At 39.7% G+C, this 15901-nt stretch carries 13 protein-coding genes; 8 read left to right on the forward strand and 5 right to left on the reverse strand.

Annotated features, from left to right (window positions below; translation table 11 throughout):
- Nucleotides 1-7 precede the first annotated feature (7 nt).
- Together I6E69_RS10985 and metA are read right to left on the reverse strand one after the other, a co-directional pair.
- Complete coding sequence (locus I6E69_RS10985) at nt 8-1081, reverse strand: homocysteine S-methyltransferase family protein (protein ID WP_197121256.1); 1074 nt, start codon at nt 1079-1081, stop codon at nt 8-10.
- Nucleotides 1071-2018: a homoserine O-succinyltransferase gene (gene metA / locus I6E69_RS10990; RefSeq protein WP_197121257.1), complete on the reverse strand. Its 948-nt coding sequence runs from the start codon at nt 2016-2018 to the stop codon at nt 1071-1073. Before metA ends, I6E69_RS10985 begins: the two co-directional genes overlap by 11 nt.
- 222 nt (nt 2019-2240) lie before the next feature.
- Here metA and ettA point away from each other — a divergent pair, with 222 nt between their 5' ends.
- From ettA to I6E69_RS11010, 4 genes are all read left to right on the forward strand, one after another.
- The gene (ettA, locus tag I6E69_RS10995) at nt 2241-3914 is read left to right on the forward strand and encodes an energy-dependent translational throttle protein EttA (protein WP_039486820.1); all 1674 of its coding nucleotides are present in this window, start codon (nt 2241-2243) and stop codon (nt 3912-3914) included.
- Between the two features lie 154 nt (nt 3915-4068).
- A complete protein-coding gene (locus tag I6E69_RS11000) occupies nt 4069-4434 on the forward strand; it encodes a PilZ domain-containing protein (RefSeq protein ID WP_002958114.1) in 366 nt (121 codons plus the stop codon).
- 53 nt (nt 4435-4487) lie between these two features.
- Nucleotides 4488-5396 (forward strand): histone deacetylase, encoded by a 909-nt coding sequence (locus I6E69_RS11005; protein WP_197121258.1) that lies wholly within the window; start codon nt 4488-4490, stop codon nt 5394-5396.
- A 62-nt stretch (nt 5397-5458) separates the two neighbouring features.
- Nucleotides 5459-5962 (forward strand): TlpA disulfide reductase family protein, encoded by a 504-nt coding sequence (locus tag I6E69_RS11010; protein ID WP_197121259.1) that lies wholly within the window; start codon nt 5459-5461, stop codon nt 5960-5962.
- 1 nt (nt 5963) lies between these two features.
- On the opposite strand, the gene I6E69_RS11015 is transcribed toward I6E69_RS11010, so the two are convergent.
- Both I6E69_RS11015 and I6E69_RS11020 read right to left on the reverse strand, forming a co-directional pair.
- Nucleotides 5964-6965, reverse strand: coding sequence for an AraC family transcriptional regulator (locus tag I6E69_RS11015; protein WP_149603056.1), 1002 nt, complete (start codon nt 6963-6965; stop codon nt 5964-5966).
- Nucleotides 6949-7869, reverse strand: coding sequence for a GGDEF domain-containing protein (locus I6E69_RS11020; RefSeq protein ID WP_002958110.1), 921 nt, complete (start codon nt 7867-7869; stop codon nt 6949-6951). Before I6E69_RS11020 ends, I6E69_RS11015 begins: the two co-directional genes overlap by 17 nt.
- 296 nt (nt 7870-8165) lie before the next feature.
- On the opposite strand from I6E69_RS11020, the gene I6E69_RS11025 reads away from it, so the two are divergent.
- The 4 genes from I6E69_RS11025 to I6E69_RS11040 all read left to right on the forward strand — a co-directional run bounded on the left by I6E69_RS11025 (nt 8166) and on the right by I6E69_RS11040 (nt 14339).
- Nucleotides 8166-10469, forward strand: a complete 2304-nt coding sequence (locus I6E69_RS11025) for a TonB-dependent siderophore receptor (RefSeq protein WP_197121260.1) — start codon at nt 8166-8168, stop codon at nt 10467-10469.
- 61 nt (nt 10470-10530) lie between these two features.
- Nucleotides 10531-11505: a metallophosphoesterase gene (locus I6E69_RS11030; protein WP_193226173.1), complete on the forward strand. Its 975-nt coding sequence runs from the start codon at nt 10531-10533 to the stop codon at nt 11503-11505.
- An 11-nt stretch (nt 11506-11516) separates the two neighbouring features.
- Nucleotides 11517-13499 (forward strand): phytase, encoded by a 1983-nt coding sequence (locus tag I6E69_RS11035; protein ID WP_197121261.1) that lies wholly within the window; start codon nt 11517-11519, stop codon nt 13497-13499.
- A 174-nt stretch (nt 13500-13673) separates the two neighbouring features.
- Nucleotides 13674-14339 carry a hypothetical protein gene (locus I6E69_RS11040; protein ID WP_197121262.1) on the forward strand — a complete coding sequence of 222 codons (666 nt, stop codon included), beginning with the start codon at nt 13674-13676 and terminating at the stop codon, nt 14337-14339.
- Here I6E69_RS11040 and I6E69_RS11045 read toward each other — a convergent pair whose 3' ends face one another.
- Nucleotides 14340-15797: a PLP-dependent aminotransferase family protein gene (locus I6E69_RS11045; protein WP_197121263.1), complete on the reverse strand. Its 1458-nt coding sequence runs from the start codon at nt 15795-15797 to the stop codon at nt 14340-14342.
- Between the last annotated feature and the right edge of the window lie 104 nt (nt 15798-15901).

The raw sequence follows: 15901 nt of genomic DNA on the forward strand, positions 1-15901 counted from the left end.
TGGCTCCTTAATTTAAGTTACAGGCTTCAAGGCCTGATAAACGCATGCGTACTTCAAGCTCTGGCAATTGGCGTGGTTTAACGCCCGCTAGACCTTTTGCAAAAGCACGAATATGCGCAGGCGTGGTGCCACAACATCCACCTACTATATTAATAAAGCCCGATTTACCCCAATCGATAATTTCGGTTGCCATTTCAGGCGCTTCTAAGTCGTATTCACCAAACTCATTAGGCAAGCCCGCATTAGGGTGTACCGATGTAAAGGTTTCGCACACGCGCGATAACTCTTCTACATATTGGCGCAGTAAATCAGGGCCAAGCGCGCAGTTTAAACCAATCGAAATAGGCTTAATATGGCGAATAGAGTTATAAAATGCTTCGGTTGTTTGCCCCGAAAGCGTACGCCCTGAGGCGTCGGTAATAGTGCCCGAGATCATAACTGGTAATGTGCGCCCTGCTTGCTCAAAGGCTTCTTCTACACCAAACGAGGCGGCTTTTGCATTAAGCGTGTCGAATATAGTTTCGATTAGTATTAAATCGGCGCCGCCTTCCATTAATGCAAGGGTAGACTCTACATACGCAGTAACTAGCTTATCAAAGGTGACATTTCGGTAACCCGGATCGTTTACGTCTGGCGAAATTGAACACGTTTTAGATGTCGGCCCTAAAACACCGGCTACATAGCGCGGTTTTTCTGGCGTTTTAGCCGTAAATTCATCGCAAATTGCGCGTGCTAATTTAGCCGACTCTACGTTTATTTCACGACTTAGGTTTGCCATGTCGTAATCTTCCATCGAAATAGTGGTCGAGTTAAACGTGTTGGTTTCGATAATATCGGCGCCCGCTGATAAAAAACCACGATGAATATCAGTGATTAAGTCGGGCTTAGTTAGGCTTAATAAATCGTTATTGCCTTTAATTAATACATGCCAGTCTTTAAAACGCTCTCCGCGATAGTCTTCTTCTTCTAGCTTATGATCTTGGATCATGGTGCCCATAGCGCCATCTAAAATTAAAATGCGTTCTTTTAATGCGGCACTTATTTCGGCTTGTTTATTATTTGTAGGCGCGTTATTCGGCATAGTTGTTAGTCCTCACGTCTTGGCTAACTAAATTAATATCATACGGTGTGGTTTGGTACACGTAGTAATTTAACCAGTTCGAAAAAAGTAAAAAAGCATGGCTTTGCCACGTTTTTGAAGGTTGTTTGGTTGCATCGTCATCCGGAAAGTAATTTTCGGGTTTTGGTGCATTAGGGCTCTTTTTACAATCGCGCTCGTATTCTGTTTTTAGCGAGTCGGCGTCGTACTCTGGATGGCCGGTTATAAACACTTGGCTACCTGATTTGTTTTTAAGTAAGTAAGCCCCTACTCGCTCAGAACCTGCCAGTACAACGAGTTCTTCACAGGCGTTTATCTTATTTATATCAATATGGCCGTAGCGTGAGTGCGGTACCAAAAAGGTATCGTCAAATCCGCGAGTCAGTGCACCGTGATCAAAATAACACTGGTGAGTAAATACGCCACATAGTTTATCGTCTTTTAAATCACGCTTTAAATTGTAACGGTGATATAACGCTGCATGCGCTGCCCAACACGAAAATAACGTAGAGGTAACGTGTTGCTCAGCCCAATCAATAATGACCTTTAGCTCATCCCAATACGCTACATCGTCGTATTCTAAATGGGCAAGTGGCGCACCAGTTACTATTAATGCATCGTAATTGTTGTCTTTAACCTCAGAAAAATAACGGTAAAAGGTATCAAGGTGCTCTTCTGAATTGCTGCTACTGCGGTGAGTGTCGAGGCGCAGTAGTTCTACGTTTACTTGCAAAGGCGAATTGGCAAGCAAACGAATAAACTGAACTTCGGTTTCTACTTTATTAGGCATCAAGTTTAAAATAGCCAAACGCATTGGGCGTATTTCTTGCGTTTTTGCACGACTTTTTGGCATTACAAATACGTTTTCTTGACGTAAACGTGCAATTGCCGGCAACTCGTCTTTTACTGTAATTGGCATACTTTACTCCTGCTCATAAAAACCGAGGCTTAATTATGAACTGAAAGTAAAAAATATCAACCTCTAGATGTATAGATGTCCAAATGAAATTTATTCATGATTTTATACTTTACTTACAAGCATCCTTTGGTGCTTTAAAACCCGCCATTCGTTGACTGTTTCACCTGTCAGCCACTACAATACAACATTGAAATTTTTATTATTATTTGAAGGCTTTCCTCCATGGTTTTACCTGATAAATTTATATTCTCGATGAGTCGAGTATCTAAGGTTGTGCCACCTAAGCGCACTATCTTAAAAGATATTTCGTTGCACTTTTTTCCTGGCGCTAAAATTGGTGTGCTTGGTTTAAACGGTTCTGGTAAATCTACGTTACTGCGTATTATGGCCGGTGTTGACCAAGATTTTGAAGGTGATGCACATCCTCAGCCTGGTACTAAAATTGGTTATTTACCGCAAGAACCTATTTTAGACGAAAGTAAAACAGTACGTGAAACTGTTGAAGAAGCTGTTGGCGAAGTTAAACATGCACTTAAACGTCTTGACGAAGTGTATAACGAATACGCCATGGAAGACGCTGACTTTGACGCACTTGCAAAAGAGCAAGGCGAGCTTGAAGCTGTTATTCAGGCGCACGATGGTCATAACATCGACAACGTTTTAGAACGCGCAGCTGATGCACTTCGCCTGCCAGAGTGGGATGCTAAAATTGAGCACCTTTCAGGTGGTGAGCGTCGCCGTGTTGCTATATGTCGATTATTACTTGAAAAACCAGACATGCTTATTCTTGATGAGCCTACTAACCACTTAGATGCTGAGTCGGTTGCATGGTTAGAGCGCTTCTTACACGATTACGAAGGCACTGTTGTGGCAGTAACGCATGACCGTTACTTCCTTGATAATGTAGCTGGCTGGATATTAGAGCTTGACCGTGGTGAAGGTATTCCATGGGAAGGTAACTACTCTTCTTGGCTTGAACAAAAAGATGCGCGCTTACAGCAAGAACAAAAATCTGAAAAAGCACGTCAAAAATCAATTGCGCAAGAACTTGAATGGGTTCGTTCAAACCCTAAAGGTCGTCAAGCTAAGTCAAAAGCACGTATGGCTCAGTTTACTGAAATGCAGCAGTCTGATTACCAAAAACGTAACGAAACTAACGAGATGTTTATTCCACCTGGCCCGCGTTTAGGTGACCAAGTACTTGAAGTAACTAATCTTCGTAAGAGTTTTGGCGATCGTGTTTTAATTGATGACTTAAGCTTTAGCATGCCAAAAGGTGCCATTGTGGGCATTATTGGTGCGAATGGCGCGGGTAAATCAACACTGTTTAAAATGATAAGCGGTGAGCAAACGCAAGACAGCGGTAGCATCAGCGTTGGCGAAACAGTACACCTTGCGACTGTTGATCAGTTCCGCGACGGTATGGACGAAAGCAAAACTGTTTTCCAAGAAATATCAGACGGACAAGACGTACTGAAAATTGGTAACTTTGAGTTCCCAAGCCGAGCATATGTAAGTCGCTTTAACTTTAAAGGTAACGATCAGCAAAAGTTTGTTAAAGACCTATCAGGTGGTGAGCGTAACCGTTTACACCTTGCTAAGTTATTAAAAGCTGGCGGCAATGTGTTACTACTCGATGAGCCAACCAATGACTTGGACGTTGAAACACTACGTGCACTGGAGAACGCTATTTTAGAGTTCCCAGGTTGTGTAATGTGTATCTCGCATGACCGTTGGTTCCTTGACCGTATTGCTACACATATTTTAGATTACCGCGACGAAGGTCAAATTAACTTCTTTGATGGTAACTACACTGAATATGAAGAGTGGCTTAAAAAGACCCTAGGCGCTGAGGCAACTCAACCTAAACGTATTAAATACAAAAAAATTGGCTAAAAATATTGGTTAATTTTATGTTTGTATAACTTAAGCCCTGCACTTTGCAGGGCTTTTTTATGCCACCAGCATTACAGGAGCACATCTTGCTAGCATGTAGAGAATTACCCGCTATGCTTAATTTATTATAAAAACAGTAAGGCTAAATTAGGTTATGCAAAATCGTCGACAGTTTTCTCGTGTGCTATTTTCAACTAACGCCCTGTTATGTTTTGATAGCCAACAGTATCCGTGTAAATTACTCGATCTATCTTTACATGGCGCGTTGGTCACTAATTGTGATGCATTTATTGGCAGCCACAATACGCAAGCAATACTGCGTTTTACATTGCCTCAAAGCGATATAGAAATAAAAATGGAAGTAGTGATTTGCCATATTGAAGCCGATCATATTGGTTTAAAATGCCACCATATTGATATAGACAGCATTACTTATTTAAAGCGTTTAATAGAGCTAAACTTAGCTGATGATGAGCTACTGCATCGCGAATTAGCGTCACTTATTAATGACTCACAATAGACTCATTCTCTTAAGTTGATTACCATAGCGCAAACTTTATAAAGCTTGTAAATATGCGCTTAAATCCTCATTTGCCTTTGGTATACCATCCTAACTACTCGTTTAGCTTTGATCCTAAGCATCGCTTTGTAATGAGTAAATTTGCACATTTATATCAACATGTTGCAGAGCTTGGTTTAATCGGCAGTAACCTAGTTGAGCCAATATTAGGCACGCCAGAGCCGCTTGAGCTTGTGCATTGCGATAATTATATCCAAGATTTATGGCATAACCGCTTAGATGAAAAAGCAATGCGTCGCATTGGTCTACCTTGGTCAAAAGAGCTTATGGCACGTACATTTACAGCCCCTCAAGGAACGCTACAGACAGCCCGCTTAGCACTTGAACACGGTATAGCGTGTCATCTTGCCGGTGGTACACATCACGCACATAATGACTTTGGTTCAGGTTTTTGTATGGTTAACGATTTGGCCTTTACCACGCAAACTTTAATTAAATCGGGTGAGGTAACTAACGTACTTATTTTTGATTTAGACGTGCACCAAGGTGATGGCACAGCCGCAATGTTACAGCATCAACCCTATGCGTATACTTGCTCTATTCATTGTGAAAAAAACTTCCCCTTTAGAAAGTCCGCCAGCGATTTAGACATTGGCCTGGCAAATAATATGAAGGACGACGAATACCTTGCCATAGTTGACGACACCTTGAGCTATTTACTTAAAGAGCTAAACCCAAGCTTAGTACTTTACGATGCTGGCGTTGATATTTGGCAAGGTGATGGCTTGGGTAAGTTAGATATTAGCTGGGATGGCATAGCTAAACGTGACCATTTAGTGCTAAAACGCTGCCTTGAACACAATACACCTGTAGCTACTGTGATAGGTGGAGGTTACGATAGAGATCACCTACGCCTCGCTAAACGCCACGCTATTGTTGTTGAACAAGCTGCTGGCTTTTAGTTTGAAATAAAAATGTTAAATTATCGTTCTTGTTTAATATGTAAAATAAAAAAGAGCATATTATGAAACAGCTATTTATTACCATCACGCTAATTTTATTAAGCTTTACAGCTTACGCACAAGATACAAGCTCAGAAGCAACATATCCTAAATTGCCTACATTAAATTTACAAATGGCTGATGGGTCGCCACTCAATACTCAAGATTTACTAGGTCAACCTTACGTTTTACACTTTTGGGCAACGTGGTGTCCGTACTGTAAAAAGCTGCAGCCAGCACTTCAAAAAATTGATGATATGGGCTTAAAAGTTATTGCCGTGAGCTTTAAAGAAGATGACGATGCTACTCCCGCTAAAGCACTTAGCGAAAGAGGTTATACTTTTAAAACAGCTGTAAAAGCCGATGCAATAGCACAGCAATTAGGTATACGAGGCACACCTACTACATTGTTTGTAAATAAAGAAGGCAATGTAATTTGGCTGACTAATACGTCAAATCCAGAAGCTCCAAACCTTCATTTAAATGCACGAACATTGTTGCACTCCATCGACATGGCAACTGAGTAACTTATTGCGCTTTTAACTGATTAGGTGTTAAGCCTGTCCAGCGCTTAAAGGCGCGCCGAAAGTTAGGTATATCGTAAAAAGCTAAATGCTCAGCGACTTGTTCGTTATGCTTAGCGCACAGAGTAAGTAGGTAAATAGCTTTGTGCTTATTTTGCTCATCTATTAACGCTGAAAAGCGTACCCCATTGAGTTTGAGTCTGCGCTTAAATGTAGCTGAGCTCATAGCAAAGTGCTTTGCGGTACACTCTAAATTAGCACTTGGGTGAGAGTATAAGTATCTGCAGACGGCTTCAATAAAAGTCATGCTAACTACGCTTTTATTATGTAGCTGCGACTGCGCTTGCATAAATCGTAATTGACTCGCATGCGGGTTTTTAGCCCTTAACATGGTTTTATTTAATACCCAGCGAGTACATGGCTTATCAAAACTTACCTTTAGCCCTAAATTTTGCTCGTATTCTTGAATATGCCGAGGGCGTTTAAAAGCAAAGTCGAACTGACAATGCGGGTAACTTTCGCTCACTCGTTTAAGTAAACTATAAAATGCAGTGCTGTATATCTCTAGCACATAGTGGTAAAGGCTTTCATCAAACCCATGTGCAGGCTGAATATAAATATAAACATTATCGTTTTTAATATACGTTTGACTAAACAGCAAAGGCGCTAATTGCATTCTTAAAAGTGATAATTGCTTTAATACTTGAGCTAAATTATCGCTATATATTAATGCCTGAGCTTCGGCTCGCGTGTCGTTAATAAGTTGGCTACCGAGTAAAAAACCACTGTCAGTACTTTTCATCAACAACTTAAATTGAGCTAATAAACGCACCTGCTGAGACACACTAAATGTATGCTGAAAATTAAGTAAGTCTTGTTCAAAAATACCGGTACCGCGTAGCAGCTTATGTAAATTTATGTTTCGGCTTTGAGCAAGCTCTACAGCTGACGTAATAAGCCCCTGAGCGCTTAAATATTTATCGTCTTGGCTAACAAACGTGTGCACGGTGCGCTACTTTTTGTTGATGCTTTTTTTGTTGTAATTGACTATGCAGTTGGCTTGTTAGTTTATCTGTACTGCTATGCTTATTACCTTGTATTAAGGCGGTAGTGACATATTGAAACTTTGCTTTTTTAGATGCTTCAACTTTAAATGCACAATGCTTTAGAGCTCCTTTAATTTGTGCCATCAACTCTTTAGCTTGCTGCTCTGTAGTGGCTGGCATTAGTACCATAAAGCAATCTCCGGCGTAGCGGCACACTACATCACTTAGTCGGCAATTCATTAACAATAGCTCGCTAATTTCACGCAGTAACCGGTCGCCCTCACTAAAGCCAAACTCACTATTAAAATGCGAAAAATCACGAATATCAATAGCCCCAAGCCAGAGTGGTTGTTTGCTCGTAAGTTGCTCTTTAATTGCTGAATCTAAGTACTGCGCCTTATAAAGGCCCGTTATTGGACACACCTTATCGTGCTCACGTAAATGCGCTTCACGGCGGCGTAGCTGACGATTTAATACGTACTGCTCTTGATGCCAATAATACAAACCCACACTCGTTAACAACATGCCTAAAGGTGCTGGCAGAGATTCAATCCAACTGAGCCATTGATGGGCGGGGTGCATTAGCCATTCATCAAGTAAATCGAGGGTTGCCGAAAACATAAATAACCCAACTCCTATCACTAAGTAAGTGGTTACTTTACTCGGCGGTCTTGAAATTAATAACGCGGCAATCCATACAAGGGTCATTAATACAATACCGCCCTCCCCCATAATATCGAGCCACTGAATACTGGCGTAAGTTTTTAATACACCTAAATAACTACTTAAAAATACAGCGCTAAAAAACATCGCAATAATAGCGTTTATTAATAATCGGTGGCTGATAAAGGGGTTAAATCGCATGTGCGGTATCTCTTTATAAATGAGTTTTAAAGTTAGTTCATACAAGTTTTTGTTAGCAGGGTCATATTAGCTCAGCTATATGACAACGAGATGATACCTACTTTAAAAACAGCCCTGCACGGTACATAACACCTGACTTTACGAGGAGTGATAAAAGCTCAATACGCTCTACATATTGCTCAAACACCTCTAAATACATGTATTTAAACTAAACACTGTCACATATACGTAATCAAATATCTTTAGCTTGCTCGCCATACCAAGAAACAACCCAGCAATAACCAAGAGCAAATACAATGAAAGACTTTAAAATAAAAGCACTGGTAGCCGCATTAGCCTTATGTAATTTGACGGCTTATGCAGAGGATAATGCAAAAGAAACCACAAAAAAAGATATCGAAGTTTCTGACAAAATTGTTGTATACGGTGAAATTGGCTACAGAAACCGCTCAGACGAACTCGCACCAACCTTAGAATATTCACAAGAGTACTTTCAACGTTTTGAACCATTGACCGCAGGCGATGCATTAAAACGAGTACCCAGTGTTACATTTTTATCGGATGTGCTTGAATCGGATGGTGCACGTATGCGGGGGTTAAGCCCTGCTTATACAAAGGTGCTTATAAACGGTGAAGAAGTACCTGGCGCTGGTGCCGATCGTTCATTTTTTGTTGACCGAATTCCGGCTGAGTTAATTGAACGCGTTGAAATAATTCGCTCATCAAGTGCTAACCGCTCAGCCGATGCTATTGCGGGCACATTAAATATTGTATTGCGCGATGGTTACAGTTTAGATGGCGGTTACTTGCGTGCTGGTGGCTTGCTTTATGACGATGGTGAATTTAAAGAAAGTTTGGCTGCTGTGTACGGTACTGAATTTGCTGGTGGGCGCTTATTACTTGGTGCAAATTTACAAGGCAGATATAACCCAAAACAAAAAACTAGTTTGCGCTACGGCGATAGCCCTGAAAACAATATAAACTTTCAAACAGAAGAATTTGATAACCGCGAAGACCAATCAGACACTCGCGATGGTGACGACACGTCACTTAACTCCAGCTACGAAATTGTTTTTGACGACGATAGTCAGTTTAATATTAGCGCTATGTGGGTTGATACAGAGCGTACTGAGGATGAGCGTTCATTTGAATACAACAACCCAACTGCAACCAATAACGATATTGTAAATGGCGGTAACTTAGAAACAGATAATGCCAATGTTAAATATATTGACCAAACTAATTACAACATCAATACCGCTTATGAATTTCCACTACTAAGCGGCACAAGTAAGTTTAAATTTGGCTTTGCTCGGTTTGAAGAGTCTGTTTATGAGGAAGAAGTCGAATTAGATACCTCAGAGCTGCCTATGGTATTTGAAGAAGAGCAAACTAAAAGTGAAATAGATGATAAAGAATGGACTCTACAGTGGCAACACAGCCAACCTTGGGGTGACAGCAAAGAAATTCAGTTTGGTGCATTTTTACAAAATAAAAAACGCGACAGTGAAATTTTAGAATCGCAAAACGAATTAGAACTTGCACTTACCAGTTGGGATCAATACGCAGCAACACCTTTAACGCTTGCTGCATTTAATAGCGAGTACGAAGCGGTTACTGGTGGTGTAAATACTTTAGAAGAAGATCGCTTTGACTTATTTGCCCTTGTTAAGCACAAAGATGATTTATTTGCTTGGGAGCTGGGGGTTCGCTGGGAGTCTACCGATTCTAAAATTAATGATAAAACAATTGGCGTGACCGAAAATAATGGTTACGACTTTATCCTCCCCTCGGCACACTTTCGTTATAACGTTAGCGAAAATGGCCGTATAAGTGCATCGATTGCGCGTAGTTTACGCCGCCCTGAGTTTGATTTTTTAACGCCAGCACTTATCGAAAAAGAGCTTGGCGATAACGACCAACTAGGGAACCCTGAATTAAAACCAGAATCAGCTTGGGGTATGGACTTAGGCTACGAGTATCGCTTAGGAAAAAGTGGCGTTGTAGGTATTAATTTATTTTATCGCAAAGTAAATGACCTAATAGAAATAGCAAATACAGGACAAGAAGGCTCTGAGGGCGAAGGTACGTTTGTACTGCAACCACGCAACACAGGCGATGGTAATGTTAAAGGAGTTGAGCTTGATTTATCTACTCCACTTGGCGCATTTAGCATGCCTAATACGGGTGTATTTTTAAACTACTCATGGCTTGATAGTGAAGTAACCGATTTTTTTGGAACTCGCAAATTTAACGACCAATCAGACTACGTTTATAACGTAGGGTTTATTCAAGACTTACCCGAACTCAAAGCTGCATTTGGCGTAACTTACCGTAAGCAAGGTGATGCCTATGGACGTATTGTAGGTGAAGAAATAACTACATCTTACAGTGCCGACTTTGAAGTGTTTTTAGAAAAACGTTGGGAAGATGTAACGCTACGCTTGGTGGGTTCAAACCTACTTGATGCAAGTAAAGACGAAACCTTTAATAAATTTGATACCGTTGAAGATCAGTTTAGTAGAAGCTTTGATGAGTACGAAATTGAGTCTGAAGAAGCGGGACCGGTTTATCAACTTATGCTGCGTTACGCGTTTTAAATAAGTTTATGAGGTAGTGCTAATCACTTTATTTAGCGCTACCAAACATGGGAGAACAATAATGATAAAAAAAACATTACTGCTAATAACACTCGGCTTATGCAGTATACAAAGCGTATTGGCAAACGTAACGTACACAGGCGTATTATACGAGCAACAAAAAATTGCCAACTTGACGGTGCTGCCTAAGAGCTTAAATTTTACGGTTATTGGTGATTGGGGTCATAACGGGCACTTTTATCAAAAAGACGTAGCACACCAGTTAGAAATAGCGATGTTTCAAACGAATGGTGATTTTACTATTTCAACTGGCGATAACTTTTATCCCAATGGCGTGGCAAGTGTTAACGACCCGCTTTGGCAAAGTGCCTATGAAGATATTTACCATGGTCCACATACATTCGAGCCTTGGTATGTAGTACTGGGTAATCATGATTATTTAGGTAATGCGCAAGCACAACTTGATTACAGTAAAAAAAGTCAGCGCTGGAATTTACCTGCACGCTATTACAGCAAAACCTTTACTTTAAAAGGTGGCGAGCAGATATTAATGGTGTTTTTAGACACTAATACTTTAAATCCTGAATACAAAACACGCGAAAAATACAAAGCAACTCAAGGGCAAAACAGCCAAGCGCAATTAACATGGTTAGATAGCCAACTATCAAATAGCCAAGCACGATGGAAAATAGTGGTTGGTCATCACCCACTTTATAGCAGTGGAAAACGTTACGGACTTACTGAAGGTTTACGTAATTTACTCGAGCCCATATTTGAGCAAAATGGTGTGCAAGCATACATAGCTGGACACGAACATGACCTGCAACATAACCAAATAGATGGCAGTAAACTCGACCACTTTGTATCTGGTGGTGGTAGCGAAGCGCGTTACGTAAAACAACGTGAATTTACGCGTTTTGCAGAAGCTACTCCAGGATTTTTGAGCTTTTCGATTAACTATGAAGCACTAAAAGCAACGGCTATTAACTATAAAGGCGAAGTGCGTTACAGCACTCAAAAGCGCTTTGACCAATAAAGGGTTACAACATGAACTTTAAATTAAAAACATCTATTAGCTTAATTGTAAGTAGCTTAGTGCTTAGTACATTAAGTGCATGTAGCAATAGTAACATGGCTACAAATACGGCAGTAAAAAACACATCCGATAAAGTAGTCATTAATAGTACTGAATTTGGTCCAACAGATAACATGCAAGGCTCACAAGCGGCATGGTTAAATAATAACAATTGGTTGCTAGCAAGCGAAAACAAAGGCTTAGTGTTAGTTGAAAGTGAAACGCAACAAAGCCGCATTATAAAAAAAGGTAACTTTGAAGCGCTTGCTGTCACTAAGCTAACAGCACACTCATTTTTGGTTGCAACTATTGATAACAATCAAGATAACGTAGTTATATTTAAGCTTGAGCACACTCAAAGTGGCTGGGATACAATTGAACTAACCCGCATTAACCCACCACAAGCACAATCCGATACAGTGTGTTTATTTGCTAATAAAGCGAGTGAATCAATATCAGCATTTGTACCTGATGTACGCGGGCTAATTACCGAAACTATTATTTTTGATACAGCGAATAATAAAGCGGTTAACGTAAATGTACGTGAATTTTCTGGCGTGAGTGAGGCATCAGGTTGTGCTGTAAGTACAACAACAAATACCTTATATGTAAGTGAAAGCGAAGTAGGCATTTGGGCAATAAACGCGAACGCGGAATCGCAAGCAGATAAAAAACCGATTGCTTTAGTCGCCCCCTTTGGAAAGTTACACAGTGAACTAGGAGCTATTTCAGCTTCGCAAGATGGTATTATCTGGTTTACTAGTACCAAAAACAATACTGTGTATGCTTATGATCCAATTAGTAAAATGCTTAATAACTGGATGTTAAATGGTGACTTGAGCTTGGAATCGGTAGCGGTAAATTACACAAGTAACAACGCGGCAACGGCAGTGCTGTATAACGATGAAACAGGCGCTTATATTAAAAGTACATTACCTGTAACACCTATCAAAAAATCATTAAAAACCAACACTCAATCAATCACTCAAATAAAGGCAAGTGCACAAACGGTCCCCGTTCAAGCATTTGGTGATGCAGCAGACGATCCGGCAATTTGGGTTAACCCTAAAGATGCAGCAAACAGCTTAATTTTAGGCACCGATAAACGCCGTGGACTAATGGTATACAGCCTAAATGGCAAGCTTGAACAGTCACTTGAAGTTGGTCGTTTAAATAACGTAGACCTGCGACAAAATAGCACGATTAAAAACAGTACCAATACATTAATAACTGCCAGTAACCGAACGCTTAACGGTATTAGTGTATTTACAGTACAAGCTAATAATAGTGTGAAGTACATTGCTGATATTCCTACCAATCTTGATGAAATTTATGGCTTATGTATGTACTCGTCAAATACGGGGAACTATGTATTTGTAAATGATAAATCGGGGCTATATCAGCAATATAAAATCAGTGAGAATAACGAAAAAATAACAGGCAAACTTGTTCGCGAGTTTAACCTACCAAGCCAACCAGAAGGATGTAGTGCAGATGATGAACTAGGACAATTATTTGTAGGCGAAGAAGATGCCGGTATTTGGTTTATAGGTGCAGAGCCAACGGCAGGCAGTACACCGGTTATGCTACAAGGTATAAATGAGCAACTTGTTGATGATGTTGAAGGTATGGAAATTTACCACAGCGACAAAACACGTTATTTAGTTGTTTCCAGCCAAGGTGATAACAGCTACGTATTGTATAAAATAAAGAATGGTACTCAAGGCATTAAAACACCTAGCTTAGAGTTTGCAGGTAAGTTTAGTGTAATAAGTGATTTGGTTAATGGTATTGATGGCACATCAGAAACCGACGGATTAACAGTAACAGCTAAGTCCCTTCCGGGTTATCCTGAAGGTATTTTAGTTGTACAAGATGGTTATAACCGCATGCCACAGCAGCCTCAAAACTTTAAAATAATAGATTGGCGAGAAGTAAAAAAAGCAATTAAGTAGTGCTTATTTAGTCGCGATTATTTTAATGTCGTTTTGAGATTACCTTGAAATTGTATAAAAGGCTCATTTGAGCCTTTTATACAATCCTTTGCAGTTAAGTATTAAGTGTAATTAACTCAATGTAATATATATTTTTATACTACAATTTAAGCTCATAAATTAATTGAGATTATAATGCGCTTACTACTTACTTTATTACTAATCACTTTAAGTGGCTTTGCCGCAGCTGAAGAAGAAAAAGCAGAACTACCACCGGTAGACCCCGCTTACAATGCTGAGCATCCTATGGCTTTGGTTAATCAAGGCTCGTCTATTATTGCGATTAACTTACCTAGTTATAATTCTCCAGATGATGTGCAAGTTGTTTATAAAATAGGAAACCCAGATGTCGCACTCTTAAATTTTGTTAGAAATGCTGAGCTAATCACGGTTAAGCCACAAGCGTTTAATATTCAACATTTAATGCGTGGTGAAGAAATTACGATTATTGCCGATATTTACGAGGGTGATTATCAACAAGGTGGTAGTTTAATTTACTCAAAAAAAGAGCTTGAACTGACTAAGCAACTGTATGCCAGAGAGCTAAAAGATTTAAGTGAATCATCGCAATGGCAAGATTACGACATGATTAATCTGGGTGGGACTGAGCGTATTTATATTCATAAAATTCAACAAGCGCCGAGCTATAACCATCTTATTTTTGTCGATTTAGTTAATGCATGTATGCAAAAGCTTCGTACCTCAAAACGTGTCCCAGCTGAAAATGAGCTTACCTATAAATTTATTAACTGCGGCACGCTTAAACCACTTTATTACAATGTTGATGATTTTAAAAAATAGTTACTTATATTCAGTTATGAGTTTGATCCCTTGCTTCATTGCCTCAACTGATTGCCCTGCAAAGCCTAAGCGAACATAACTATATTGTTTAGGCATTAAACTTCTCACTGAATCAGCAAAGTAAAACTCAGATTCTGCTTGTAAATACACGCTTTTACTTTGCATTGCTTGTTTTATATTACTCGTATTTTTATTTAAGTTAACCCACATTGCCATACCGCCGTCTGGCTTTTTATACTCTATTGGTAAACCCTGTGATTGCAGCAACGATAACGTGTTGTCCATTGCTTCATAACGTTGTTTATAGTGTTTAGTCATGCGTTTTAAGTGGCGCTCAAATCCACCTTCTTGCATAAAGTGCGCAACGGCTAGCTGCATAACCACATCATTTTTATGATTCATTAACTGCTTCCATGCGGTTAACTGTGCTAATACTTCAGGAGCTGCACAAATGTAGCCAATTCTAGCGCCTGAGAACATGATTTTAGAAAATGTAGATAAGTAAATAATAATCCCAGCGGGATCGTCCCCAGCCATAGGTTGCAATGGCTGACAGCGATAATGAAACTCGTGATCGTAATCATCTTCAACAATCATTACGCCATACTCATAACATAGTTGATAAATTTGCATGCGCCGTGTGGGCGAAAGCGTAACGGTAGTTGGATATTGATGCAGCGGAGTTAAGTACAGCATTTTTATTGGATATCGTCTAAGTTGCGCTTTTAAATCATCAACACATAAACCATATTCATCTTGTTTTATATCTATTAATTGCGCGCCACAAGCAGCAAAGGCTTTGCGTGCTGGTGGGTAGCCTAAAGTCTCAACGGCTACGAAATCATCTTTACTTATAAAGGCCTTAGAAATTAAAAATAAAGCTTCTTGTGAGCCATTACATACAAGTAAGTCTGATGCTTTTAAATTTCTAGTTTTATGTAAGTAATCACTTATCTGAGCTTTTAGCTCACTCACTCCACCTATATCACCATAATGAAGTTTACTGATATCTAAATGATTAAATACATGACTTATAGAGCGTTTAAATTCTTTATAGGGAAAGCTATTTAAATCAGGAAGTCCACCTGCAAAATTATATACGTAGTCTTTTAAATTCATTGCCGGAATAGGCACGGCTAACTCTGTAGCAAATTTATAAGGTTTTGGTGTTAAAACTGGCGTGTGCTCACAGTTAGCACTGCTTTGAATTGGTAGTGTTTGAGTAACGCTATACCCAGAGCGTTCATGGGATTCTAGCCATCCTTCGGCTACTAATAACTGCAATGCGTTCATTATTGTATGGCGATTTAACTGATACGTTTGTGCCATAACTCGAGCAGAACTGAGTTTTGTACCAGGTGCAATATCTCCCTTTACAATAGAACCACGTAAAGCATCTGCAACTTGTATGTACTTAGCTTTGTTTGAGTCATTAAATTCAATATTAAGCGGTTGCATGTTATCCCTTTATAACTGGTATAGCTAAAAAGCCAATTCTGGTTGTTTTTACCAAACCAAATTGGCGTACATTTGTTGCTCGTAAATAGCAAAGCATAGAGGCA

It is taken from the genome of Pseudoalteromonas sp. NZS100, assembly GCF_015864815.1.
Lineage (GTDB): Bacteria > Pseudomonadota > Gammaproteobacteria > Enterobacterales > Alteromonadaceae > Pseudoalteromonas > Pseudoalteromonas distincta.